The following is a 23,892-nucleotide window of genomic DNA, read 5'->3' on the forward strand; positions in this document are numbered from 1 at the left end:
CCACCTTCCGCGTAGTCCGGCAAGGTGACACGGGCCCGGTGCGGGATCGCCCTACAGCGGTATGCGCAGCACCTCGTCGATGAGATCGGCCGCCGCGTCGGTCGCGGAGCTACCGGTCTCAGCCAGATGTTCGCGCACCGCCCGCAGCCGGTCGCGTAAGCGCTGGGACTCCACGCCCCGGGCCCGTTCGGTCATCTGCGCCGCGTTCGCCGCCGCCCGGTCCGCGTCGCCCTGGCGCAGTTCGATGTGGGTGAGCATCGCCAGCCGGTGGACCCGGCCCCGGTCGTGCGCGGGAGTGTCCACGGCGGCATCCGCCTGCTCCCGTGCGGCCCGCAGATCACCGAGGCTCAGCAGCGCCTCCGCGACCTGCACATTCACCAGACCCGGCTGGACGTATCCGGTCTCGGCCGGCTCCAGCCCCGGCCGGATGCGTTCCGCCGCCGCCTCCGCCCGCCGGATGCAGGCGAGCGCACCCGCGCCGTCGCCGAGCCGGGCGTAGGACTTGGCCTGCATCGCGTAGAGATCGGCGGCGAGCGCCGGGGTGATCTGCGGGCCCGCGGTCCGCAGCGCCGCCTCCGCGAACGCCACCGCCTGGCGGTACTCCCGCACGAACAGCGACTGGTTGACCAGCAAGGCGATGATGTACGCGCCGAGCCCCCGGTCGCCGCTCGCCTTGGCCAGGCGTAACGCCTGGTGGAAGTAGCGCTGCGCGAGGCCCAGGGCGTCGGAGTCGTAGGCGCAGATGCCCGCGACGGCGACCAGACCGCCGGTCGCACGGTGCAGCTGACGGCCCGTCGCGTCGCTGTAGCTGCCGCGCAGCAGCGGTGCCGCCTCGGTGTTGAGGAACCCCACGATCCGCGCCCGCGTCGCCACCCCTCCCGCCTTGCGGTACAGATGCTCGTAGTGGGTACGGGCCGCGCGCAGCATCTCGATGTCGTCCATACCGACCCGCGCCTGCCCGTCCCGCGAGACGTCGGAGTCCTCGGGCGGGTTCTCCCACTCCCATACGGGCATGACCGCGGACGTGCCGGTGAGGGCGGGGGCGTCCACGACGTGGGCGCGCTGCTGTTCGTCGGAGCGCCACAGGGCGGTGGCCCGGTCGACGAAACCGGACAGCGGGGTGGTGGCGGAGCGGCGGGCGCCCGGACGGCCGAGACCGATGTCGTCGAGGCCGATCTGGCGGTGCAGCCGCGCCGTGAGGATGTCGCAGATCAGGTCGGGCACCTGGCCGCGCGGGCGCTGGCCCTTGAGCCAGCGGGCCACGGCGGTGTGCTCGTAGCGCAGCGCCAGACCGCGGTGGCGGCCGAGTTGGTTGATACGTGCCGCGAGACCGGCGTGCGAGATGCCCGCCTCGTCGAGGATCGCGTCGAGCAGGGTGTTGGGCTCCATGAAACCGGCCTCCCGGTGCGCCGGGCCCGCCCACGGGCCGCTGGCTCCTACCTCGTCGCCGTAAAGGCTCCGTACGTCGACGGTAGTGAACCGCGCTTCACACGGGGTGTGAAGACACCGCGTCAGCAGCCGCGCGCGGGGCGGCCCTCGGGGACGCGGGCCGGGTCGGGCGCCGCGGTCACCGGGGCCGGGAGCCGGCGGGCGGGCGGCTGGGTACGCGGGCGCGGCTCCCCGCCGGGGGCCGGAGGGCGGCCGGGAGCCGCCGGCGCCGGGCCGTCCGGGCGCGGCGGCGCCGCGCTCAGCATCACCAGCGCCACATCGTCGGTGAGCCGCCCCCGGGCGTGCCGCAGCAGGGCGTCGTGCACCCCGCCGACCACCGCGTCCGCCCGCGCCCCGGAGAACCGCCGCACCGTCTCGACCAGCGGAAAGAACCCGCCGTCCGCGCCCCGCGCGTCATGCGCGCCGTCGGTGTGGAGCAGCAGCCCCTGACCGGGCGTCAGCCGCCCGCACGCCACCGTCCGCAGCATGCGCGGCAGCGGGAACAGGCCCAGCGGCGGCAACGGCTCACCGCAGGCGGCGGGCTCCACCACCCCGGGCGCGACACGGTACGGCCACGGGTGCCCGCAGTTGAGCGCCCGGACCGCCCCGTCCGGCGCGATCTCCAGCAGCAGGACGGTCACGAACTCCTCGGCGTCCGGGGCGAGCGGACCGGCCGCCGTCTCCGGGGCGCGGCCCGCCAGATGCCGGGCGTGGGCGCGCTCCAACCGCCGCAGCACCTCGCCGAGTTCGGGCTCGTCATGGGCGGCCTCGCGGAAGCAGCCGAGCATCGCGGCGACCGTCGCGAGGGCCGCCAGACCGTGGCCGCGCACATCGCCGATCACCGCTCGGACGCCGTGCCTGGTGGCCACCACGTCGTAGAGGTCGCCGCCCATGGAGGCGCCCTCGTCGGCGGAGAGGTGGACGGCGGCGGGGACGACGGTGCCGACGCGCGGCGGCAGCGGGGGCAGCAGCGCCCGCTGTGCGGTGGCCGCCACCTCCCGGGCGCACTCCAGCTCCCGCAGCAGCCGCAGCCGCCGCCCGGCCATCAGATAGCTGGCGCCCACCACCGCCAGGATCGCGGCGCAGTTGACGGCGCGGGCGGGCAGCCCGGGACCGACCGGCGGCGCGCCGTCGAACGGGACGAGTGCGAGGAGGGCGCAGCCGCCGCCCATCACCACGCACACCCGGCGGCCGGTGGCGGCGCAGGCGATGGCCGGGGCGGCGGCGAGCAGTTGGAGCAGCTGTCCGCTGCTGGGCCAGGACAGCTCCCAGGCCAGCACCGCGAACACCCACAGACCGGGCAGGGCGAGGACGAAGGTCCACCGGACGCGTGTGGCACCCGCGCGCGCTCCGTCATTCACCCGACTACGGATCATGCCGTTGGTCCCCCTTGCCTGTGGATCCCACAGCGGGCAGCGCGGCGACCGAACCCTCCCGTCGCACGGGCGGCGGGCCGGGTCGGCCGCAACGATTGTGTCGACGTTACGTGCTCGGGCCCCCACGGTGCGCATCTGTATCACTCCATCGGGTGAGGTGGTACAGGGCGCGCGCACGGGCGCGTCCGGACCTGCGCGGATGCGCCCCGCGACGGTGCGCGGGGCGCCCGGAGCGGGGTGGCGCGGGGTGGCTGAAGAACCGGTACACCACCTGCCGCGCGGGAGGTGTCACCGCCCGGTGCGGGCCTTTCCCGGCGCTCCGGTCAGGCCCGCGGGAGGGCGTCGCGCACCCCGGGAAAAGGCGAGGGCGCGACCGGCGATGCAGCCGGTCGCGCCCTCACTCCTTCGTGTGCCCCGTGCCGTCAACGGCACGGTCCACCGTCAGCCCCGCAGCACCGCCCCGGTGTGCTCGGCGGCGGCCGCGACCGCCGCGTCACGGGCGGCCGACGCCTCCTCGGCGGTCAGCGTGCGGTCGGCGGCGCGGAAGCGCAGCGCGTACGCCAGCGACTTCTTCCCGGCGCCCACCTGCTCACCGCTGAAGACGTCGAACAGCCGCAGCGACTCCAGGAGTTCGCCGGCGCCGGAGCGCAGCGCGGCCTCGACGGCGGCGGACGGCACCGACGCGTCGACGATCAGCGCGACGTCCTGCGTGGCCACCGGGAACGACGAGATCCGCGGGGCCCGCAGCGGACCGTCGGCGGCGGCCTCGACGCGGTCCAGGTCGATCTCCATCGCGCAGGTGCGCTCCGGCAGGCCCAGCGCCTTGATGACGCGCGGGTGCAGCTCACCGGCGTGGCCGACGGTCTCCTCCGTACCGCCGACGCTCACCACGAGCGCGGCGCAGCGGCCGGGGTGCCACGGCGCCAGCTGGTCCTGTCGGACGGTCAGCTCGACACCGGCCTCCCGGGCGACGGTCCGGCCCGCCTCGACGGCGTCCGCCCACGTCGCCGGGTGGCCCTTGCCCCACCAGCCGGCCTGCTCGCGGGCGCCGGCCAGCACCACGGCGGCGCGGCGCGGCTGCGCCGGGAGCGCGGCGTTGAGCTCCGCGATCTCCGCGTCGGTCGGCCGGCGGTCCACGGGCAGCCGGACCGCGGGCTTCTCCGCACCGGTCGGCAGGAACACCTGGCCGGTCTCGAAGAGCGCGAGGTCGTGCGTGCCCCGGCCGTCGTTGCGCCGCAGCGCGCCGAGGAGACCCGGGAGCAGCGTCGTGCGCAGGTCGGGCTCCTCGTCGGAGAGCGGGTTGACGAGGGTGACGGTGCGGCGGCGGGCGTCGCCCGGCTCGATGCCGAGCTGGTCGAGGACGGCCGCGCCCATGAACGGGTAGTTCAGCGCCTCGGTGTACCCGGCGCCTGCCAGCGCCCGGCCGACGCGGCGGTGCAGCCGCTGCCGCTCGGTCAGCCCGCGGCCGGCGGGCGGCAGCGGGAGCGTGGCGGGCAGGTTCTCGTAGCCCTCCAGGCGGATGACCTCTTCGGCGAGGTCGTTCGGGTCGGTGAGGTCCGGCCGCCAGGACGGCACGGTGACGACCAGCTCGTCCTGCCCGTAGACGTCGCAGCCGACCTGCTGGAGGCGGCGGACGACGGTCTCCCGGCCGTAGGCGACACCGGCGACCTCGTCCGGGTGCGAGGCGGGGATGGTGAGGGTGCGCGGGGCGCTGGGCGAGACGATCTCGGTGACGCCCGGGTCGGCGGTGCCGCCAGCCAGCAGCACCAGCAGATCGACGGTGCGCTGCGCCGCGGCGGAGGCCGCCTGCGGGTCCACCCCGCGCTCGAAGCGCCGCGACGCCTCCGACGACAGCTTGTGCCGCCGGGCCGTACGGGCGATGGAGAGCGCGTCGAAGTGCGCCGCCTCGATCACGACGTCGGTGGTGCCGCGCACCTCACCGGTCTCCGGGTCGCTGACGCCCCGGGCGATCTCGGTGTTGGCGCCGCCCATGACGCCGGCCAGGCCGATCGGGCCGCGGTCGTCGGTGATGACGAGGTCCTCGGTGTCCAGCACGCGCTTGACGCCGTCGAGGGTGGTGATCTCCTCGCCGCCGGTGGCGCGGCGGACGCCGATCGGGCCCCGGACCGTGGCGCGGTCGTAGGCGTGCAGCGGCTGGCCCAGCTCCAGCATCACGTAGTTGGTGATGTCGACGGCGAGCGAGACCGGGCGCATCCCGGCCTTCTGCAGCCGGCGCTGGAGCCAGATCGGCGAGCGCGCCTCGGGGCTCAGACCGCTGACCGTACGGGCGGTGAAGCGGCCGCAGCCGATCGGGTCGGAGACCTTCACGGCGTACCCGCCGGAGTTCGGCGGCGGGACGTCCAGCAGCGCCGGGTCGCGCAGCGGCAGGCCGTACGCGATGGCGGTCTCGCGGGCCACGCCGCGCAGCGACAGGCAGTAGCCGCGGTCGGGGGTGACGGCGATGTCCAGCACCTCGTCGACCAGCTCCAGCAGCGCGATCGCGTCGCTGCCGACCTCGGTCTCCGGGGGCAGCACGATGATGCCACCGCTGCCGTCGTCCCCCATGCCCAGCTCGTCGCCGGAGCAGATCATGCCGTGGGACTTCTTGCCGTACGTCTTGCGCGCGGAGATCTTGAAGTCGCCGGGGAGGACGGCGCCGGGCAGGACCACGACGACCTTGTCGCCGACGGCGAAGTTACGGGCGCCGCAGACGATCTCCTGCGGCTCGCCGGTGCCGTTGGCGTCGCCGACGTCGACGGTGCAGAAGCGGATCGGCTTCTTGAAGCCCTCCAGCTCCTCGATGGTCAGCACCTGGCCGACCACCAGCGGGCCGGTCAGCCCCGCGCCGAGCTTCTCGACCGTCTCGACCTCCAGGCCGACGGCGATCAGCTTCTTCTGTACGTCACGGCCGGTCTCGGACGCCGGCAGGTCGACGTACTCCCGCAGCCAGGAAAGCGGGACACGCATCTCAGATCTCCATCCCGAACGGCCGGGTGAACCGGACGTCGCCCTCGAACATGTCGCGCATGTCTTCCACGTTGTGCCGGAACATCAGCATCCGGTCGATGCCGAAGCCGAACGCGAACCCGCTGTACTTCTCCGGGTCCACACCGCAGGCGGTCAGCACCCGGGGGTTGACCATGCCGCAGCCGCCCAGCTCGATCCAGCCCTCGCTGGAGCAGGTGCGGCAGGGGCGGTCCGGGTTGCCGACGGAGGCGCCGCGGCAGACGTAGCAGACCATGTCCATCTCGGCGGACGGCTCGGTGAACGGGAAGTAGTTCGGCCGCAGGCGGGTGGTCATGTCCGGGCCGAAGAGCGCCTGGACCATGTGGTCGAGGGTGCCCTTGAGGTCCGCCATGGTCAGGCCCTCGTCGACGGCGAGCAGCTCGATCTGGTGGAAGACCGGGGAGTGCGTGGCGTCCAGCTCGTCGGTGCGGTAGACCCGCCCGGGGCAGACGACGTAGACCGGCGGCTCGCGGTCGACCAGCGTACGGGCCTGGACCGGCGAGGTGTGGGTGCGCAGCACGACCCCGGACTCATCGCCCTTGGTGCCCTCGCCCTGGACGAAGAAGGTGTCCTGCATCTGGCGCGCGGGGTGGTCCGGCACGAAGTTGAGCGCGTCGAAGTTGAACCACTCCGCCTCGACCTCGGGGCCCTCGGCGACCTCGTAGCCCATCGCGACGAAGACGTCGGCGACCCGCTCCATGAAGGTGGTCAGCGGGTGGCGGGCGCCGGCGGGCGTGCGGTCGTACGGCAGGGTGACGTCCACCGCCTCCTCGACCAGCACGCGGGCGTCACGCTCCGCCTCCAGCTCCTCCTGGCGGGCCTTGAGCGCCTGGTTCACCCGGCCGCGGGCCTGGCCGACGCGCTTGCCGGCCTCCGCCTTGGCCTGCGGGGGCAGCGCGCCGATCTCGCGGTTGGCGAGGGCGAGCGGCGAGGTGCCACCGGTGTGCGCGATCTTCGCCTGGGCGAGCGCTTCGAGGTCGCCGGCGGCGGCGATGGCGGCCAGCGCCTCGTCCAGCCGGGCGGCGATCTCTTCCGGTTTCAGGGCTTCGACCTCGACAGGGTCGTACGACTTATTGGGTGCGGACATCTCTTCCCGTGCTTCCGGTGGTCTGGCTTGGCTTCACTTCGCCTCTTCGATCACAAACTTCGGATGCCGAGCCCGCGCTGTGCCCGCGATGCTTGTGCGCCAAAGGTGCCAAAGGGCAAGTCTAAGGGGACGGGCCGACAGCGCCGGTCCGTGCCCCGGGCGGGGCGCCCGCCGCCGGGCGGTCAGGCCATGAAGGCCGGAGTGGCGGCGGGCAGGACGAATCGGAACTCGGCACCGCCCGCGGGGGCCCGCCCGACGGTGATGGTGCCGCCGTGCGCCTCGACGATGCCCTTGACGATGTAGAGGCCGAGGCCGGTGCCGCCGCGTTTGCTGCCGCGCCAGAAGCGGGTGAAGACCCGGTCCATGGAGTCCTCCGGGATCCCGGTGCCCTCGTCGCTCACCGTCACCGCCGTCCCCTCCCCGCTGGTCACCGTGGCCGCCGCCACGTCGATGATGACGGTTCCCGCACCGTGCCGCACCGCGTTTTCCAGCAGGTTGCTCAGCACCTGGTCGACCTTGTCCGGATCGGCCCACAGGTCGGGCAGCGCCCCGCGGACCCGCATCATGAAACGGCCGGGCGCGCGCCCCGCGGTGATCTGCGCCTGGACGTGCCGCCGCACCGCCGCGACCATGTCGATCCGCTGGCGGCGCACCTCCAGGCGTCCGGAGTCGATCCGGGAGATGTCCAGCAGCTCGGCGATGAGCCGCGTCACCCGGTGCGCGTCGGCGTCGACGGTCTCCAGCATCAGCCGCTTCTGGTCGTCGGTGAACCGCTCCCACTTCCGCAGCAGGGTGGCGGTGAACCCCTTCACGGAGGTCAGCGGCGAGCGCAGCTCATGGGCGACGGTCGCGATCAGCTCGGCATGGCTGACCTCCGTACGCCGCCGGGCCTCGGTACCGCGCAGCGAGACGACCAGCCGCCGGACCGGCCCGGTCCGGCCGTCGCGGAGGTAGCGGGCCGAGACCAGCACCTCACGCCCGCCGAGCAGCAGATTGCGCTCCGGCTGCCCGCGCCGGATGGCGAGCCCGCCGTACGGATCGGTCAGCCGCCACCAGCGGCGGCCCTCCAGGTCCTGGAGCGGCAGCGCCTCGTCCAGGGGGCGGCCGAGGGCATCGGCCGCGGAAATGCCGGTGAGCTTCGCGGCGGCGGCGTTGAAGCAGATGACGGTGGCCCCGGCGTCGGCGACGACCAGCCCGTCCGGCAATTCGTCCGGCGCCACCACCGGCCCGTCGGCCGCCCCGTACGGCCCCTGTTCCGGCGGTCCGCCGCCCGTCCCGCCCGCTGTCCTCGTGTCCATCTCCACCAGCCCCCTCCGGCCCCGGCCCGTCACCCTACTGACAACACCGGCGGACGGCCGGTGGTTGCGCCGGGCCCGGACGGGATCAGGCGGACGGGACGGCGCGGCAGCCGCCCGCGGTGCGCTGGGCGCGGGCCGACGCGTAGAGGCAGACGGCGGCGGCGGTGGCGAGGTTGAGGCTCTCGGCCTTGCCGTGGATGGGCACCCGTACGACCGCGTCGGCCAGGGCGCGGGTCTCCTCCGGCAGGCCCCACGCCTCGTTGCCGAAGATCCAGGCGGTGGGGCCGCCCATGGCGCCGGCGTCCAGCTCGGCGTCGAGGTCGCGGTCGCCCGCGCCGTCGGCGGCCAACAACCGCGCCCCGGCGCCGCGCAGCCCGGCCATCACCTGCTCGACGGGGACGCCGACGGCGACCGGCAGGTGGAAGAGCGAGCCGACCGACGCGCGGACCGACTTGGGGTTGTAGAGGTCGACGGAGGCGTCCGTGAGGACCACCGCGTCGGCTCCCGCGGCGTCGGCGCAGCGCAGCACCGTACCGGCGTTGCCGGGGTCGCGGACGTGCGCGAGGACGGCGATCAGCTTCGGACGGGCGGCGAGGACCGCCTCGAACGGCGAGTCGAGGAACCGGCAGACGCCGACCAGGCCCTGCGGGGTGACCGTCTGGGAGATGTCGGCGACGGTGCGGTCGTCGGCGTGGTGGACGCGGACGCCCGCGGCGTGCGCGGCGGCGATGATCTCGGCGTGCCGCTCGGCCGCCTCGACGGTCGCGAACAGTTCGACGAGGGTGGGCTCACCGCCGGTGCGGTGCGCGATGGCCTCGCGTACGGCCTGCGGGCCCTCGGCGATGAACCGGCGCTCCCGGGCCCGGAAGGCGCGGCGCGCCAACCGCCGGGCGGCGGAGACGCGCGGGGAGCGCGGGGAGATCAGCTCGGGGGTGCCCATGGGCGGCGGCTCGCTTCTGTGGTTCGGTGCGGTGACGGGCGGAGGCGTCCGGTGAAAAGGCGGCGGACCCGCAGGCCGGTGCCTGCGGGTCCGCTCGTCACGTCGTCAGGCCGGTGTTCAGGCGGCCTTCGGGGCGTTGACGTCGCTCGGGAGCGCCTTCTGGGCGACCTCGACGAGCGCGGCGAACGCGTTCGCGTCGTTGACGGCCAGGTCCGCGAGGATCTTGCGGTCGACCTCGATGCTGGCGGCCTTCAGACCCTGGATGAAGCGGTTGTAGGTCATGCCGTTGGCGCGGGCAGCGGCGTTGATGCGCTGGATCCACAGCTGACGGAAGTCGCCCTTGCGCTTCTTGCGGTCGTTGTAGTTGTAGACGAAGGAGTGGGTCACCTGCTCCTTGGCCTTGCGGTACAGGCGCGAGCGCTGACCGCGGTAGCCGCTGGCCTGCTCCAGGATCGCCCGGCGCTTCTTGTGGGCGTTGACCGCCCGCTTGACGCGTGCCACTTCTTAACTCCTTGTAGCGGGGCCGTGGGGATCGTCACACGGCCCGGTTCGATGTAGTCCCGGTCCTGGTCGCGCGCCCCCGGCGGGGGCGCGGCGACTCACTTGCCGAGAAGCTTCTTGATCTTCGCGGCGTCGCCCGGGGCCATCTCGGCGTTGCCGGTGAGGCGACGCGTCACGCGGGACGACTTGTGCTCGAGCAGGTGGCGCTTGCCGGCGCGCTCGCGGAGCACCTTGCCGGAGCCGGTGATCTTGAAGCGCTTCTTGGAACCGCTGTGGGTCTTGTTCTTCGGCATGCGCCGTTCTCTCCTCGTCAGTGGCGCTCCCGCTGGCCGGGCCGGCACGGGAGCGTCAGATGTATCGGTTGGTGTCCGGGACGGGTGCCCGGCGCGACGTCCGGGACTCGCCCGGGATCACGCCTCGGCGGGCTCCTCGTGGGACTCCTCGGCGGGAGTTCCACCCTGGCGCTCCGCCTTGCGGGCGGCCTGCGCCTCACGGGCCTCGGCCATCGCCTCGGTCTTCTTCTTGTGCGGACCGAGGACCATGATCATGTTTCGGCCGTCCTGCTTCGGATTCGACTCGATGAAGCCGAGGTCCTCCACATCGGCCGCGAGCCGCTGCAGCAGCCGGAAGCCCAGCTCGGGGCGGGACTGCTCGCGACCACGGAACATGATCGTGATCTTGACCTTGTCACCCTGCTTGAGGAACCGAACGACGTGACCCTTCTTGGTGTCGTAGTCGTGCGGGTCGATCTTCGGCCGGAGCTTCATCTCCTTGATGACCGTGTGCGCCTGGTTCTTGCGCGCCTCACGGGCCTTCATGGCCGACTCGTACTTGAACTTTCCGTAGTCCATGAGCTTGCAGACCGGCGGACGTGCGTTCGCGGCCACCTCGACCAGGTCGAGGTCGTACTCCTGCGCAAGCTCCAGGGCCTTGGCAAGCGGCACGATGCCGACCTGCTCGCCGCTGGGACCGACGAGTCGCACCTCGGGGACGCGAATCCGGTCGTTGATGCGGGGCTCGGCGCTGATGGATCCTCCTCGGTAGCACCACGCGACGGCCTGGCGGACTGCCGCGTCAGTTCTGTTTCGGTGTGACCAACCGCGCCGGTACATCAAAAAACGCCCCGGACGGGACACAAGGCGGGGCTCCGTGAAAGGTTCAGGAACACCGCCGCGAAGGTCTCCGCGGGGCGCAGCCGGACCGTTGACCCGCCAACCGTGAGGTCGGCCGGGTGGGAGATCGGAGCCTCCACTTGTGGGCCGGTCACCTGGGTGTCCGGCCGGTCGGAACACCAGAATACACGAGTCAAGAGGTGACCCCCAGGCGGATGCGGACATCCGTGCGGAAGGCGGCGTACCCGGAGAGGGCCCGGCGGCCGTTCCGGCACGCCGGGCCCTCGGAGGCTTTCACGGCCGGCGCGGGCTGAGGCGCACGAAGGGCAGGTGGCGTCCGACCTCGCGGTAGTCCTCCGGTGTGCCGTCGACGGAGAAGCCCATGAAGCGCACGAGCCTGCGTGCGGCCCGGGGGTGGCGGGGCGCGTAGCGGGCCATGAGGTCGGCGCCCTCGTCCGCGCCGAGCGGGTGGGCGGTGACGGGGACGGTGCGCAGGCCGAGCTGGACGCCGGCCCGGGGCGTGGCGAGGAGGTTGCGGTACCAGGCGGCTTCGGGGCCGAAGCCGGAGCAGACCACGTAGCTGCCGTCGGTCCGGTCGCGTTCGACGACCTCGATGACGACCTGGCGGCGCTTTCCCGAGACGCGTCCGGTGTGGTGCAGCAGGAGCAGCCGACCGCCGAAGAGCCGGCCCAGGCGCAACCGGAAGAGGTGGACGGGGGCCCGGAACAGCATGCGGCGGATGCCGGCGGGCGGTGCGGGACGCTCGGTGATCTCCATGGGCGGCTGCCTTTCGGAGGCGGGTGGGACGGCGGTGGGCGCGTACGCCGGGTGTGTGCCGTGCGGTGCGGGATCGGCCGCCGCGGTGTCCGGGACGGCGTTCCCGGCGGTCACGGAGTCCGGTCCGCCCCGGGCGTGGCGGTGAGCCCGTCGGAATAGATCGCGAGGAGTTCGGCTCCCCAGCGGGCCGCGCCGTCGGGCGAGAGCGGGTCGGTGCCCAGAACGGCGGTGAGGTGGTCGCGCAGCAGCAGTACGGCCAGGTCGTTGGCCATCAGGACCGCCGCGCGCACCGCCGGGTCCCGGCCCGGTCCGGCGAGCCCGGCCTCGGTCATCGCGTCGAGCGTCGTCCGGCTCAGTTCGTGGAGCCGGGTCAGGAGCTGACGCCCGGCGCCGCTGCCGGACAGGAGGAGGCGGGAGAGGTAGGAGGGGATCGGGGAGCCGGCCGGGAGGTGCCGGAGCATCGCTTCGGTCAGCGAGCCGCGGGCCGCCGGATCGGTGAAGTCCGGCGCGCCGTCGGCGGTGACGGCGCCCAGGATCCGGTCGAACGTGTCGAGGACGTACCGGTCCACCTCTTCCCGGAGTCCGTCCTTCGAGCCGAAGTGGTGCAGCACCAGGCCCGGGGAGACCCCGGCGGCGGCGGCGATCTGCCGTACGGAGACGTGATCCGGGCCGTGCTCGGCGAAGAGCCGGAGTGATTCGTCGCGGAGGACCGCGCGGGCGGTTCTGTCCTCGGAGGCTGAACGCATGTTCAAAACACTAAACGAGCGTTCAGTGCCGTGTCACCCCGGACGCACCTCTTCTCCGCGTTCCCTCTCCGGGGTCCCGCTGCGGCCGACCGGGCCGGGACGCTCCGGCCGGGCCGACCCCCGGAAGGTGTCCGGGGCGGACCACTTAGGCTGGTCCCGATCCCGTACCGGCAGGAAGCGAAGCGCCCCGACATGAGTGACCAGACCCCGCAGCAGCCCGACGTCCCGCAGGCGTCGGAACCGGACTTCGACGCGATGACCCGCGACATCGCGGACGTCCCGGCGGTCGAGGTGATCACCACCGTCGCCGTGCACCTGATGAGCTCCGCCGCGGTCAACCTCGGGCTCGCCGAGGAGGGCGACGCGCACAAGGACCTCGACGAGGCGCGCAAGCTCATCCACGCGCTGGCGGGTCTGGTGACGGCCAGCGCCACCGAGATCGGCTCGTACCACGCGGCGCCGCTGCGGGACGGGCTGAAGTCGCTGCAGCTGGCCTTCCGTGAGGCGTCGGTCGTCCCGGACGAGCCGGGGCAGGGGCCGGGCGAGAAGTTCACCGGGCCGGTCCACGGCTGACCGGGCCGCCCCGCCGTACGCCGGGAGCCCCGGACCGCGGTGTGCGGTCCGGGGCTCCCGGCGTACGGCCTCTTCGTACGTGGGCCGTCAGTCCTTGTCCGGGGTCGCGGCGACCTCGTCGGCGACGAGCGCCGGGGCGTAGGGCGGGTGGGTGCAGCGGTGCACCGCTGCGGCGAGGGCGCCGCCGATCAGCGGGGCGACGATGAACAGCCACAGCTGGGTGATGGCGGCGCCGCCGGCGAAGAGGGCCGGGCCGATGCTGCGCGCCGGGTTGACCGATGTCCCGGTGAGCGGGATGCCGACGAGGTGGACCATGGCCAGCGCCAGGCCGATGGGCAGACCGGCGAAGCCGACGACCGCGACCTTGTGCGTGACGGCCAGCACCACGAAGACGAAGGCGAAGGTCAGCACGATCTCGGCGACGAAGGCACCGCCGGTGTTGAGGTGGACGGCGGAGCGGTCGCCCCAGCCGTTGGAGCCGAAGGACTCGCTCGTCTTCAGGCCCGGGATCTGCTTCGCGACGAGGAAGAGCACCGCCGCGCCGACGATGGCGCCCAGCACCTGCGCGATCCAGTACTCGACGGCCGTCCGCAGGTCGATGCGGCGGGAGAGCAGCATGCCCAGGGTCACCGCCGGGTTGATGTGGCTGCCGGAGATCGGGCCGATCGCGTAGGCCATGGCCAGCATGACGAAGCCGAAGCTCAGCGCGATGCCGAAGGTCCCGATGTACTCACCGGCCAGGACCACGGCGCCCACTCCGAAGAACACCAGGAGCAGTGTGCCGAGGAATTCGGACAGGATCGTGCGGGTCTGCGTGGTCTCCATGGAGGCTCTCCTCGCGTGACTCCCGAGCTGTCCTCGCATTGTGCGACCGGGGCGCGCGGCGCGCCCGTCGGGCGGGCGCGGCCCGGGGCCGGGCGGGAGGGCCGGGCGCCGGGGTCAGCGGCGGTAGAAGGGCTCCTCGGGCGCGTCCTTGCCGGGCGGCAGCAGGGCCAGGTCGAGGCCGCGGACGAGCCGGGCGCGCAGTTCCTCGTCGGCGGCGAGCAACTGGGCCAGTCGGTGGGCGACGTCGGGGGCGGAGGCGTCCGGGTCGAGGCTCAGGGCGAGGGTCGCGTCGGTCTCGGCGGAGGGTGCGAGGTGGGCGAGGCGGACGGCGGGCTCGGCCGCGAGGAGGGCGCGCAGCGCGTCGAGGACGGCGGGGTCGGTGCGCGGGTCGGCGTCCTGGCGGCCCTCGGCGAGGGCCCGCAGCGCGGGGCCGGTGAGCTGGTAGGTGACCGGTCCGGCGAGGTCGACGACGACGGTGTCGGCCTGTTCGTGGGAGGCGGCCAGCAGCGCCTGGCGGAGCGGGACGGCCACCGGGCGGGCGTCGGCGCGCCAGCGCTGAAGGGCCTCCATGGAGGTGAAGGCGGGCAGCGCGCGGCGGCCGTCGGGGGCCTGGAGGGTGGGGACGGCCATGTCGCTGGTCTTCTCGCGGCGCAGCCCGTCGGGGCCGGTCTCGCTCTCCCCGAGGACGGCGACGACGGGCACCAGGACGCGGGCGCCGGAGAGGGCCGCGAGGAGCTGCGGTTCGGCGCTCCGGTCGCGGTCGTAGGCGGCCAGCGCGGCCGCGAGGGCCGGGTCGGCGGAGCCGTCGTCGTCGGAGAAACCGGGGTCCGGGATGTTCTTCTGCGCCACGGGGCGAGCCTAGCGGCACGGGGGCGGGCGGCCCGGGGCGGGTGCGGGGCCGCGCTCCCCCGGTGGGCGGGCCCCGGTCCGCGCGGGACGGGGCACACCAATTCGGGAGGTATCGATCGTGTCGCTCACTTCCCGTATACCGGATGTGTACGGGCAGGATGGGCGGCATGATCGAGCTTTCGCAGGACATCCGCCGACGGGTCGAGGCGGCGCACATCTGGTACGTCGGGACGGTCGGCCGCGACGGGGCGCCGCATGTGAGCCCCATGTGGGTGGGGCTGGACGGGGACCTGCTGCTGATCAACACCTCCGTCGGCCGGGTCAAGGAGCGCAACCTCCGCCGCGATCCCCGGATCTGTCTGTCCCACGCGGACCCGGCCGATCTCTACGACCGGGTGCAGATCCGCGGCCGTGCCGTCCGCTTCGTCGAGGGCCCGGAGGCGGACCGGAACATGGACCGGCTGGCGCGCGTGTACCGGGGCACCGAGCGGTACGAGTGGCTGGTGCCCGGCGAGCGGCGGGTGATGGTGCTGATCGAGCCGGACCGGGCGCGTCGTGTCGCGGGCGTCGAGCCGCTGCCCGCGGGGGCGCCGGGGGCGCGGAGGTAGGGAGTTCTCCGGGGCGTCCCGCAGGGGGCCGGGCCCGTCGTTCCGTACGGGTCCGGCCCCGTTTCCGGCCCCGGCGGAGGGTCCGGGCCGGGGACGGAAGCTACCGGGTGCGGTCGGTCTCGAAGTCCTCCGTGAAGTAGCTGTCGTGCCGCAGGCGGAACTCCTTGAGCTGTTCGGGGCTGCGTCGCGACATCTCCGCGACCTGTTCGAAGTACTCCTCGCGCGGGGCGCCCGGGGCGAAGAGCATGAGCAGGGAGACGGGTTCGTCGGTGACGTTCTTGAAGGCGTGCAGGCCGCCGGCGGGGACGTACAGGAAGTCACCCTCGCGGCCCGTGACCCATGTGTCGCCGTTGAACAGCTCCAGTTCGCCGGAGAGGACGTAGAAGGACTCCGACATCGCCCGGTGGAAGTGGGTCTTGGCTCCGGCGGAGCGCGGGCCCAGCACCCCCTTGTAGAGGCCGAATTCGCCGCCGGTGGACTCCTGGGTGGCGAGGTAGCTGGTGGATCCGCCGGGCGAGGAGACCTCGGGCGGAGTGGTGGCCGGGCGGAAGGAGGCGCTCACCTCGCCCTCGGCGCCGTGGTAGCGGGGCTCCGGGTACCGCATGTTCTCGCTGTACGACATCGTGCGCTCCTTATCGGCAGGTACACCACAAGGGTGACCGGCGCGGCGGGGCGCGGCATCGGGCCCGCGGACGATCACCGCGGGCCACCGGAGGAGGTCCGGAGACCTAGGCGGCGGGCGGGTACCGGGACGGGCAGGGGTGGCGGCTAGCGGAAGAGGCGGGTGGGGTGGCGGTCGCGCCAGAGGGCCGCGGCGGCGGCGAGGAGGGCGGTACCGGCGGCGGCCGCGGTCCAGGGGAACCAGCCCGCGGGGGCGCTGCCGTGGCTCTCGGAGGTGGGGCCGGGGCCGAAGTGGCGCGCCGTGTGGGCGGCGGGGACCGGTTTCTGGGCGGTGGGCTCCAGGTCGGCGGCGGCCTTGAGGGCGGCGGCCGGGTCGACGGTGCCGGCGCCGCGGTCGTCGTCGCGGCCGCCGTCGGGGCGGTCCTGCGCGGTGTCCATGAGGAGCTGTCTGATCTGCGCGGGGCTCAGGCGGGGGTGGGCGGCGCGGATGAGGGCGACGGAGCCGGAGACGAAGGCGGCGGCGGGGCTGGTGCCCCATCCCTCGTAGTAGGTGCGGTCCGGGTTGGCGGTGGCGACCTCGTCGCCCGGGGCGGCGACGGTGGCGTACCAGTGGCGGGTGGAGAAGTCGGCGCGGTTGCCGTAGCGGTCGACGGCGGTGACGGCGATGACGCCCGGGTAGGCGGCGGGGTACGAGGCGCGGTTGCCCTCCTCGCCGCCGTTGCCCGCGGAGGCGATGACGGGTATGCCCTTGCCGAGCGCGTACTGGACGGCGGCGTCCTCGCGGGGTTCGGGGTGGGCGGAGGCGCTGTCGTCGCCCAGGGAGAGGTTGATGACGTCGGCGCCGTGGTCGGCGGCGTAGCGGATGCCGTCGGCGAGGGCCCCGGCGCGTTCGGCGCGGGCGCGTTTACGGGCCGGGTCGTCGTCCTCCAGGATCACCCGGACCGGGAGTATCCGGGATTCCGGGGCGATGCCGAGCACACCGTCGCTCTTCCCGGGGCCATGGCCGTGACCTGCGATGATCCCGGCCATTCCGGTGCCGTGGACGGCCCACTGGGGGTCCCCGGGACCGGCGCCGAAGCCGATGAGGTCCTTCTCGGGGGCGACCGAGCCGCGCAGGTCGGGGTGGTCGGTGTCGACGCCGGTGTCGAGGACGGCGACGGTGACGCCGTCGCCCTTGGTGGTCTTCCACGCCTCCTGGGCGTGGATGGCCTCCAGGGCCCACTCCTGGGCGCGGATGCCGTCGGCGCGGGCCGGGGCGGCGGTCAGCAGCGGGGCCAGGGCGGCGGTCAGGACGATCAGCGCGGCGGTGGCGCGCAGCGGGGCTCGGGTCACGGGGACGCCTCCGTGGTGCGGGTGGTGCTGCCGGCCGCGGCGCGGAAGGTGGCCTCGACGCGGTCGGCGAGGCCCTCGGCGTCGTGGCCGAGTCCGGCCTCGGCGGCCACGGTGGTGGCGCCGGGGCGGACGGCGTCCGCGGCGGGCTGCGGCGTCGGGACGGTACGGCCGTCGGCGAACCCGGCGACGGCGGTGACGACGACGGGGATGTCGGTGAGCACCCGCACGGTCCAGGTGGCGCGCTGGTCGGCGCCGAAGAGGGCGGCCGGGGTGCCTTCGGGGGCGTAGGTGCGGGGCATGAGGTCGGTATCGCCGGTGCGGCTCCTGGCGGCGAAGCGGTGGCGCAGCGCCTTCATGGTGTCCTGGTCGGCCTTGGCGGTCCGCACGCCCACGGTGATGAGGTCGGTGCGGGTCGCGTCGAGGTAGGTGGCGCGCAGCTGGCGGACGCATCCGGCCGGGGCGAGCGCCTTGGTGAGTTGCGGGTTCTCGGCTCCCCGGCAGGAGCTGTCCGGGGCGACGGCGACACGGGTCCAGCGCCGGTCGGAGCCGCCCGGCCCGGCGCCGAGACCGTCGACGACCGGCGGGAAGAGGGCGTCGACGGGGGCGTTGTGCCAGGCGTCGCGGCCGTTGTCGTACGCGATCTGGGCGGCGGTACGGGTGTCGGCGCCCTCGGTGAGCCAGCTTCCGGCCACGGCGCCGCAGATGAGCCCGGTGCCCAGGACGAGGCAGGCCGCGGCGGCGAACGCCCGGGAGACGGGGCGGCGCGGCGCGGACAGCGGGCGGACGGGGCGCAGCGGCGCGGCGGCCTGCGGGGGCAGCGGGGTACGCGGGCGGAACGGCCCGCCGGAGCGCCCCGGGGGCGGGGCGGCGCCCGGGGCCGGTGCCGGGGTGGCGGCGCGGGCCCGGTGCGCGGCGCCGTCGCGGGGTGCCCACAGGCCCTGGCTGCGGGCCAGGTGGTAGGCGGCGGTGTCCCGGAAACCCGGTGCGGCGGCGGGCGCGGCCGCGGGGCGCGGGGGCACGGTGGGGGCGGGCGGCGCGGTGGGGTGCGCCGGTGCGGCGGGCGTGGTGGCGGGGCGCGCGGTGGCGTCCGGGCGCCCCGGGCGCGGGACGGTGTCCGCCGGGGGCACGACGGGCGGCGCCTTCGGCCGCGGCGGCACCGGAAGGGCACCGTCCGGCCCGCGCACCGGGATGGCCGGGTCCGGCGGCGGGGTCGCCGAGGCCGAGGTCCGTACGGGTGCGGGCGACCGCGGCGGGGCGGGCGCCGGCTCCGTCTCCGCCGGGGCCGCGAAGGCCGAGGCGGACGTCGCCACGGGCGCGGACACCGGGGCGGCGTCCGGCTCCGCTCCGTCCGCGCCCGGCCCGGCCCCGGGTCCGGCGGGCACCCGGCGCAGCACCGCCGTCGCCTCGTCCTCCCCGCCAGGCACGGGGCCGGGCGCGGACGGCTGCGGCGGGATCGGGATACGGACGCCGGAGGGGCGGGAGTCGTCGGACGGGCCGTCGGAGGGGGGCGGGGAGGCGGGCGCCGGGGGCGGGGTGGCCGGGGCGGACGGCTGGTCGGGGGCGGCGGCCGGGCCGGGGGCGGACACCGAGCCCGACGGGCCGGTGGGGCCGGACGCCGCGGCCGGGCCGGTGCCCGTACCGGAGCCGGAGGGCGCGGAGGGGCCGGAGGGAGCGGCGTCCGCACCGGGCGGCGCGGCCTTGACCGGGTCGGACGGCGTACCGGATCGCTGGTCCGGAGCGGAGGCGGAGGCGGGCGGCACCGCCGGGCCCGCATCGGACGGGCCGGACCGATCGGACGGGTCGGACGGCCCTGCGGGGCCCGCGGCCGGACCGGAAGACGACACGGAGCCCGTACCGGAGCCCGTCGGCACGGCGGAGCCCGTCCCCGAATTGGGACCATGCCGCCCGGTGGGGCCGGTGCCCGTACCGGACGGCTCGGCCGCACCGGAGGAGGGCGGCGTACCGGAGCCCCGTTCCTCTGTGGGGCCGGAAGCGGGCGGTGGTGGCGGGGGGTCGTCGGGGGCGTTCCCGGGGGCGGGGTGGTCTGCGGTGGATGGCCGCGTCACGGGTGTCTCCGGGAGGGATCGTGCGGACGCGGACGGGGCCGGGCCGTCCAGTTCGGCGGCGGGACGGGGCGGTACGGCCCGGGGCGGGGCGGTGGCCGGGTCCGGCAGCGGGGCGGGCGGGACGGTGGAGGCCGGGCCGTCCAGGGCGGCGGCGGGCGGCGGGACGGGGGCGCGGCGGGCCGCGGCCGGGGCCGGCGAGGTGCCCGCCGGTACCCGGGAGACGCCTGCCAGGCCGCCCTTCGGCGCGTCCCCGCCGGGGCGGCGCGCGCCGGACGGACGCACCTGCCCCTCCGGGGACGTCTCACCACCGGGGCGGCGCGGGCCCGAGGGGCGTCCCTGCCCGTCCGGGGACGTCTCGCCGCCGCGGCGGCGCAGGCCCGGGGCGCGGCCCTTCAGCAGGCGCCCCTTCGCCGCCCGGACCTTGCCGCCGAGCGCCTTGGGCTTCGGCGGCCGGCCGTTCGCGGTCGGGGCGGACGGCGCGTCCTCCGTGACCGCCGCCACCGGGTCCGCCGACAGGTCCGCCGACGGACGGGGCGGCGCCGGGTCCGTCAGCGGGCGGGGCGGTACCGGGGAGGCGCTCTTCGCGGGGGACGGCGCGGCGGGCGGAGGCGGGTCCGCGGCGTCGAGGCGGATGACGGGGAGGCTCGCCGTGTCGCGTTCCAGGTTGGCCGGGGGGTAGGCCGGGGGCGGAGGTATCGCCGGGGGCGGAGGTATCGGGGGGAGTTGCTGCTTTCCGGCACACTCGGCCTCGGTGCTCACCCGCGCCCCCCTCGCGCCACGCACCCGCCCCCGCACGGCAATCGGGGCAAGGTGGTCCGTATCCCAGTAAAACGCCGCTGACCTGCTGGTTACGGCGTCCGGACACTCTACGGTCTCCCGTGGTCCGGCCCGAACCCCCGTGGTCCGCCGGTGGCGTTCCCCGCCCCTACCCAGGGGTAGCGGTCTCTGGCAGGCTGCCGCCATGTCCCAGGATCCCGCCACCCCGTATGACGACAAAGCACGTTACGACCGGGCGACCGCCGGGCTCGACGCACCGCTGGCCCTCGTCGATCTGACCGCTTTCGACGCGAACGCCGGCGATCTGGTGCGGCGGGCCGGGGGCAAACCGGTCCGGGTCGCGAGCAAGTCCGTGCGCTGCCGGGCGCTGCTGGAGCGGGTGCTGGCCCGGGACGGCTTCGCGGGGATCATGAGTTTCACGCTCGACGAGTCCCTGTGGCTGGCGCGTTCGGGCTTCGACGACGTGCTGCTGGCGTACCCGACGGCGGACCGCGCCGCCCTCACCGAGCTGACCGGGGACGAGCGGGCGGCCGCCGCGGTGACGGTGATGGCCGACGACCGGGCGCAGCTGGACCTGATCGACGCATGCCGGCCCGCCGGCGGCGGCGCGGAGATACGTATCTGCCTGGAGCTGGACACCTCGTACCGCCTCACGGGCGGTGCGCTGCGGATCGGCGCCCGCCGGTCGCCGCTGCGCCGCCCCGCCCAACTGGCGGAGCTGGCCCAGGAGGTGGTGCGCCGCCCCGGCTTCCGGCTGGTCGGGCTGATGGCGTACGAGGGGCATGTGGCGGGGGTGGGCGACGAGGTCGCGGGGCGGCCGGTGTTCTCGCGGACGGTGCGGACGGTGCAGGCGGTGGCGCGCAAGGAGCTGGCGGCGCGGCGCTGGGAGGCGGTGCGGGCGGTGCGGGCGGTGGCGCCGCGGCTGGAGTTCGTCAACGGCGGCGGTACCGGCAGTGTGCAGCACACGGCGGCGGAGGCGGCGATCACCGAGATCGCGGCCGGGTCCGGGCTGTTCGTCCCGCGGCTGTTCGACAACTTCCGGTCGTTCCGGGGGCGTCCGGCGGCGCTGTTCGCGCAGCCGGTGGTGCGCCGTCCCGGCCCCGGGGTGGTGACGGTCCTCGGCGGCGGCTATCCGGCGTCGGGGGTGGCGGGCACCGACCGGCTGCCGGAGCCGTACCTTCCGGCCGGGCTGCGGTACGACCCGCAGGAGGGTCCGGGCGAGGTGCAGACGCCGCTGCTGGGCACGGCGGCGGACCGGCTGGAGATCGGCGACAAGGTCTGGTTCCGCCACGCCAAGGCCGGTGAGCTGTGCGAACGGTTCGACTCGCTGCATCTGGTGGACGGCGACCGGGTGGTGGCGACGGTGCCGACGTACCGGGGCGAGGGCCGGACGTATCTGTAGCGGAGCGGGCGCACCGGGGGCCGCCGCGGACGGCGGGCCGGGCGGGTCCGGGTGCTTGAAGAGCGGGCGGGGCCGGCTGCTCCGAGCGGCGCCTGCCGGAGGCTCGGGCGACCGGTCCGGCCGGCGGGCCTGCCGGGGGGCTTTGGTGAGGTCCGACCGGCGGGCCTGCCGAGCGCCGCTTTCCCGGGAGCGGGCGGGCCCGGGAAAGCGCGCTCCGGGGGCGGGCCCGGCAGGAACCCCCTGGAGCCGCGCCCGTGGGCGGACCCGGGCAGGCCTGGGCCGGACCCCGGATCTGGTGGGAGCCCAGGACTCCCGGCGCTCCCCGGGCCGGGAGTCCTGGGCCGCGCGCACGCCGCCGCGCGGCCCGGTGGTGGTTCAGCCGTGGACGCGGTCGCGCTGGTCGGGGACGACGGTGGCGTCGGGGCGGCGCAGGGGGCCGAGGACGCCGTCGGTGTTGATGTGGCCCTGGGTGGCACAGGGGTAGGTGCCGGACTTGCGGGGCAGCGGGTCGATGAACATCGGGTTGATCACCCAGCGGCCGTCGGCGTTGTCGTAACCGCGGCACATGACCTCGGTCTTGTTGCGGTTGATCACCAGGTGGGCGCCGGTGGCGTCGGCGACGAAGGTGGAGTCGGTGTCGGCGTCGCCGCCGCCGAGGGCGATGCGGTGCGCGGCGTCCTGCTTGCGCCACGCCTCGGCGCCCTTGAGGTGGAAGATCTCCTGGTTGATCCAGCAGCGCTTGCCGTCGATGTACGGGATGGCCTCGCCCTGGGAGTCGGGCATGTCGCCGCAGCCCTGCGTCCGGTACGTCAGCTTGTTCTCGTCGTCGAGGATGCTGCGGATGGCGATGGTGTGGGCGCGGTCGAAGCCGATGGCGCGGGACCACACCTCGGTGACCGGCTTCGAGCCCGCCGAGACGATGTAGACGTCGAACCCGGCCTTGCGCAACGTGCGGACCAGGTCCTTCTGCTGGGCGTAGTAGCGCACGTACGCCGGGAGCGTGTGGGTGCCGACCTTGACGGTGGCGCCGACGGGAGCGGCGAGGGCGGCCTTGCGGCCGGCGGCGGCGTACGTGCGGACCTCGTCCTCGGTGTGGCCGGCGAAGAGCTGCGGCACCCAGGCGTACTCGGGGACGGTGCGGCGGTGGTTCCAGGTGCCGGCGAAAGCTTCCTGCCCGCTCATCGTCTTCGCCTCGGCGCGGATTTCGAGGATCTCGTCGGCGCAGGCGGCGTTGGTGGAGGTGGGCAGCGGGGCTCCGACGGGGACGGAGGTGCCGCAGGCGGCGGTCAGCGCGCGGTCGGCGGCGGGCGTCATCCACTTGCTGGTGTCGCGCCAGTGGGCGGGCCGCAGGATCTTGTCGTTGAGCAGGGACCAGTTGAGCGTCGCATCGGTGACGTCGTTCTTGGTCATGGTGTTGTCCCAGTCGAACGCGGCGACGGGGGCGCGGCCGTGTCCGTGGGCGAGTCCCGGGTTCTCGCAGGTGCCGCGGGTGTCGATGGTGCGCTGGAGCTTGGCGCGGTTGTGGCCGTACCACGGCAGGTCGCGGGAGAGCTGCGGGCAGCGGGTGGGGTGGGCGGACTCGGCGCGGGCGGGGGCCGCGGCGGTCGCCGGGACGCTGCCGGCGACGAGAGCGGCGGCGGCCAGGCCCAGGGCGAGGGCGGGTCTGCGCATGGGGGACTCCGGTGTCCGTGCGGATGGGAAACGGCGCCGGGGCCGGCCCGTGGTGGCGTCGGCCCCGGCTGTGACGTGCGACTTTACCCAGCCTTCACACCGGAGTGACGTAGGCCCCCGCGATGCCTCCGTCGACGAGGAATTCGGCGGCGTTGACGAACGAGGAGTCGTCGCTGGCGAGGAAGGCGACGGCGGCGGCGATCTCCTCCGGCTCGGCGAAACGGCCGACGGGGACGTGCACCAGCCGGCGTGCGGCGCGCTCGGGGTCCTTGGCGAACAGCTCCTTCAGCAGCGGGGTGTTGACCGGCCCGGGGCACAGCGCGTTGACCCGGATGCCCTCGCGGGCGAACTGCACGCCCAGTTCGCGGGACATCGCCAGCACGCCGCCCTTGGACGCGGTGTAGCTGATCTGGGAGGTGGCGGCGCCGAGGACGGCGACGAAGGAGGCGGTGTTGATGATGGAGCCGCCGCGCCCGGTCCGCTCGAACTGCTCGCGCATGTAGGGCAGGGCGTGTTTGCAGCAGAGGTAGACGGAGGTGAGGTTGACCTCCTGGACGCGCTTCCAGGCGTCGAGGCCGGTGGTGAGGATGGAGTCGTCCTCGGGCGGCGAGATCCCGGCGTTGTTGAAGGCGATGTCGACGGAGCCGTACGTCTCGAAGGCGGTGCGGTAGACCGCCTCGACCTGGTCGGAGTCGGTGACGTCGACCTGGACGAAGAGACCGCCGGTCTCGTCGGCCGCGGCCTTTCCGGCCGCCTCGTCGATGTCGGCGCAGACGACGCGGGCGCCCTCGGAGGCCAGCCGGCGGGCGGTGGCCAGGCCGATGCCGCTGCCGGCGCCGGTGACGACGGCGGTGCGGTCCACCAGGCGGCGGCAGACGGGGGTCTGGTCGGTCATGG

At 74.8% G+C, this 23,892-nt stretch carries 21 protein-coding genes; 3 read left to right on the top strand and 18 right to left on the bottom strand.

Going from position 1 to position 23,892, the window contains the following annotated elements; all coding sequences use genetic code 11:
- Positions 1-51 precede the first annotated feature (51 nt).
- From ACZ4M8_RS15680 to ACZ4M8_RS15730, 11 genes are all read right to left on the bottom strand, one after another.
- Complete coding sequence (locus ACZ4M8_RS15680) at positions 52-1,389, bottom strand: transcriptional regulator (protein WP_467607353.1); 1,338 nt, start codon at positions 1,387-1,389, stop codon at positions 52-54.
- 122 nt (positions 1,390-1,511) lie between these two features.
- Complete coding sequence (locus ACZ4M8_RS15685) at positions 1,512-2,789, bottom strand: PP2C family protein-serine/threonine phosphatase (protein ID WP_467607354.1); 1,278 nt, start codon at positions 2,787-2,789, stop codon at positions 1,512-1,514.
- Between the two features lie 456 nt (positions 2,790-3,245).
- On the bottom strand, positions 3,246-5,771 hold the full coding sequence (gene pheT / locus ACZ4M8_RS15690) for a phenylalanine--tRNA ligase subunit beta (RefSeq protein WP_467607357.1): 2,526 nt from the start codon (positions 5,769-5,771) through the stop codon (positions 3,246-3,248).
- Between the two features lies 1 nt (position 5,772).
- Positions 5,773-6,897: a phenylalanine--tRNA ligase subunit alpha gene (gene pheS / locus ACZ4M8_RS15695; RefSeq protein WP_391641801.1), complete on the bottom strand. Its 1,125-nt coding sequence runs from the start codon at positions 6,895-6,897 to the stop codon at positions 5,773-5,775.
- 182 nt (positions 6,898-7,079) lie between these two features.
- The gene (locus ACZ4M8_RS15700; protein WP_467607359.1) at positions 7,080-8,195 is read right to left on the bottom strand and encodes a sensor histidine kinase; all 1,116 of its coding nucleotides are present in this window, start codon (positions 8,193-8,195) and stop codon (positions 7,080-7,082) included.
- 85 nt (positions 8,196-8,280) lie between these two features.
- Positions 8,281-9,135, bottom strand: a complete 855-nt coding sequence (locus tag ACZ4M8_RS15705; protein WP_467607361.1) for a TrmH family RNA methyltransferase — start codon at positions 9,133-9,135, stop codon at positions 8,281-8,283.
- A 117-nt stretch (positions 9,136-9,252) separates the two neighbouring features.
- The gene (gene rplT / locus ACZ4M8_RS15710) at positions 9,253-9,636 is read right to left on the bottom strand and encodes a 50S ribosomal protein L20 (protein WP_143942134.1); all 384 of its coding nucleotides are present in this window, start codon (positions 9,634-9,636) and stop codon (positions 9,253-9,255) included.
- Positions 9,637-9,734: 98 nt separating this feature from the next.
- Entirely contained in the window at positions 9,735-9,929 is a 195-nt protein-coding gene (gene rpmI / locus ACZ4M8_RS15715) for a 50S ribosomal protein L35 (protein WP_040254989.1), read from the bottom strand.
- A 117-nt stretch (positions 9,930-10,046) separates the two neighbouring features.
- Positions 10,047-10,748 carry a translation initiation factor IF-3 gene (infC, locus tag ACZ4M8_RS15720; RefSeq protein WP_467607364.1) on the bottom strand — a complete coding sequence of 234 codons (702 nt, stop codon included), beginning with the start codon at positions 10,746-10,748 and terminating at the stop codon, positions 10,047-10,049.
- Between the two features lie 294 nt (positions 10,749-11,042).
- Positions 11,043-11,525: a nitroreductase family deazaflavin-dependent oxidoreductase gene (locus ACZ4M8_RS15725; RefSeq protein WP_467607366.1), complete on the bottom strand. Its 483-nt coding sequence runs from the start codon at positions 11,523-11,525 to the stop codon at positions 11,043-11,045.
- A gap of 110 nt (positions 11,526-11,635) precedes the next feature.
- Positions 11,636-12,271, bottom strand: coding sequence for a TetR/AcrR family transcriptional regulator (locus ACZ4M8_RS15730; RefSeq protein ID WP_467607369.1), 636 nt, complete (start codon positions 12,269-12,271; stop codon positions 11,636-11,638).
- A gap of 192 nt (positions 12,272-12,463) precedes the next feature.
- Here ACZ4M8_RS15730 and ACZ4M8_RS15735 point away from each other — a divergent pair, with 192 nt between their 5' ends.
- Positions 12,464-12,844 (top strand): DUF1844 domain-containing protein, encoded by a 381-nt coding sequence (locus ACZ4M8_RS15735; RefSeq protein WP_467607372.1) that lies wholly within the window; start codon positions 12,464-12,466, stop codon positions 12,842-12,844.
- Between the two features lie 87 nt (positions 12,845-12,931).
- Here ACZ4M8_RS15735 and ACZ4M8_RS15740 read toward each other — a convergent pair whose 3' ends face one another.
- Entirely contained in the window at positions 12,932-13,669 is a 738-nt protein-coding gene (locus ACZ4M8_RS15740; protein ID WP_467607373.1) for an MIP family channel protein, read from the bottom strand.
- Between the two features lie 114 nt (positions 13,670-13,783).
- The gene (locus ACZ4M8_RS15745) at positions 13,784-14,518 is read right to left on the bottom strand and encodes an SseB family protein (protein WP_467607376.1); all 735 of its coding nucleotides are present in this window, start codon (positions 14,516-14,518) and stop codon (positions 13,784-13,786) included.
- 167 nt (positions 14,519-14,685) lie between these two features.
- Between ACZ4M8_RS15745 and ACZ4M8_RS15750 the strand changes: the two genes are divergently transcribed.
- Positions 14,686-15,126: a PPOX class F420-dependent oxidoreductase gene (locus ACZ4M8_RS15750; RefSeq protein ID WP_467607379.1), complete on the top strand. Its 441-nt coding sequence runs from the start codon at positions 14,686-14,688 to the stop codon at positions 15,124-15,126.
- 100 nt (positions 15,127-15,226) lie between these two features.
- On the opposite strand, the gene ACZ4M8_RS15755 is transcribed toward ACZ4M8_RS15750, so the two are convergent.
- The 3 genes from ACZ4M8_RS15755 to ACZ4M8_RS15765 all read right to left on the bottom strand — a co-directional run bounded on the left by ACZ4M8_RS15755 (position 15,227) and on the right by ACZ4M8_RS15765 (position 19,904).
- The gene (locus ACZ4M8_RS15755; RefSeq protein ID WP_467607382.1) at positions 15,227-15,748 is read right to left on the bottom strand and encodes a cupin domain-containing protein; all 522 of its coding nucleotides are present in this window, start codon (positions 15,746-15,748) and stop codon (positions 15,227-15,229) included.
- Positions 15,749-15,894: 146 nt separating this feature from the next.
- Positions 15,895-17,079: a type VII secretion-associated serine protease mycosin gene (gene mycP, locus ACZ4M8_RS15760; protein WP_467607385.1), complete on the bottom strand. Its 1,185-nt coding sequence runs from the start codon at positions 17,077-17,079 to the stop codon at positions 15,895-15,897.
- The gene (locus ACZ4M8_RS15765) at positions 17,076-19,904 is read right to left on the bottom strand and encodes a hypothetical protein (RefSeq protein WP_467607387.1); all 2,829 of its coding nucleotides are present in this window, start codon (positions 19,902-19,904) and stop codon (positions 17,076-17,078) included. Before ACZ4M8_RS15765 ends, mycP begins: the two co-directional genes overlap by 4 nt.
- A gap of 202 nt (positions 19,905-20,106) precedes the next feature.
- Between ACZ4M8_RS15765 and ACZ4M8_RS15770 the strand changes: the two genes are divergently transcribed.
- Positions 20,107-21,324 (top strand): amino acid deaminase/aldolase, encoded by a 1,218-nt coding sequence (locus tag ACZ4M8_RS15770; RefSeq protein ID WP_467607390.1) that lies wholly within the window; start codon positions 20,107-20,109, stop codon positions 21,322-21,324.
- Positions 21,325-21,699: 375 nt separating this feature from the next.
- Here the strand turns inward: ACZ4M8_RS15770 and ACZ4M8_RS15775 are convergent, their stop codons facing one another.
- Complete coding sequence (locus tag ACZ4M8_RS15775) at positions 21,700-22,995, bottom strand: HAD family hydrolase (RefSeq protein WP_467607393.1); 1,296 nt, start codon at positions 22,993-22,995, stop codon at positions 21,700-21,702.
- 94 nt (positions 22,996-23,089) lie between these two features.
- Entirely contained in the window at positions 23,090-23,890 is an 801-nt protein-coding gene (locus tag ACZ4M8_RS15780; RefSeq protein ID WP_467607395.1) for a 3-oxoacyl-ACP reductase, read from the bottom strand.
- Between the last annotated feature and the right edge of the window lie 2 nt (positions 23,891-23,892).

This window comes from Streptomyces sp. NPDC027185, from assembly GCF_055567035.1.

Bases quoted from the DNA above. Each gene is read 5' to 3' on its own strand.
- ACZ4M8_RS15705 (WP_467607361.1), bottom strand. From the start codon at position 9,135: ATGGGCACCCCCGAGCTGATCTCCCCGCGCTCCCCGCGCGTCTCCGCC.
- ACZ4M8_RS15730 (WP_467607369.1), bottom strand. From the start codon at position 12,271: ATGCGTTCAGCCTCCGAGGACAGAACCGCCCGCGCGGTCCTCCGCGAC.
- ACZ4M8_RS15775 (WP_467607393.1), bottom strand. From the start codon at position 22,995: ATGCGCAGACCCGCCCTCGCCCTGGGCCTGGCCGCCGCCGCTCTCGTC.
- ACZ4M8_RS15735 (WP_467607372.1), top strand. From the start codon at position 12,464: ATGAGTGACCAGACCCCGCAGCAGCCCGACGTCCCGCAGGCGTCGGAA.
- ACZ4M8_RS15780 (WP_467607395.1), bottom strand. From the start codon at position 23,890: ATGACCGACCAGACCCCCGTCTGCCGCCGCCTGGTGGACCGCACCGCC.
- rpmI (WP_040254989.1), bottom strand. From the start codon at position 9,929: ATGCCGAAGAACAAGACCCACAGCGGTTCCAAGAAGCGCTTCAAGATC.
- ACZ4M8_RS15725 (WP_467607366.1), bottom strand. From the start codon at position 11,525: ATGGAGATCACCGAGCGTCCCGCACCGCCCGCCGGCATCCGCCGCATG.
- pheS (WP_391641801.1), bottom strand. From the start codon at position 6,897: ATGTCCGCACCCAATAAGTCGTACGACCCTGTCGAGGTCGAAGCCCTG.
- ACZ4M8_RS15770 (WP_467607390.1), top strand. From the start codon at position 20,107: ATGTCCCAGGATCCCGCCACCCCGTATGACGACAAAGCACGTTACGAC.
- ACZ4M8_RS15700 (WP_467607359.1), bottom strand. From the start codon at position 8,195: ATGGACACGAGGACAGCGGGCGGGACGGGCGGCGGACCGCCGGAACAG.
- pheT (WP_467607357.1), bottom strand. From the start codon at position 5,771: ATGCGTGTCCCGCTTTCCTGGCTGCGGGAGTACGTCGACCTGCCGGCG.
- infC (WP_467607364.1), bottom strand. From the start codon at position 10,748: ATGTACCGGCGCGGTTGGTCACACCGAAACAGAACTGACGCGGCAGTC.
- ACZ4M8_RS15680 (WP_467607353.1), bottom strand. From the start codon at position 1,389: ATGGAGCCCAACACCCTGCTCGACGCGATCCTCGACGAGGCGGGCATC.
- ACZ4M8_RS15740 (WP_467607373.1), bottom strand. From the start codon at position 13,669: ATGGAGACCACGCAGACCCGCACGATCCTGTCCGAATTCCTCGGCACA.
- ACZ4M8_RS15750 (WP_467607379.1), top strand. From the start codon at position 14,686: ATGATCGAGCTTTCGCAGGACATCCGCCGACGGGTCGAGGCGGCGCAC.
- ACZ4M8_RS15755 (WP_467607382.1), bottom strand. From the start codon at position 15,748: ATGTCGTACAGCGAGAACATGCGGTACCCGGAGCCCCGCTACCACGGC.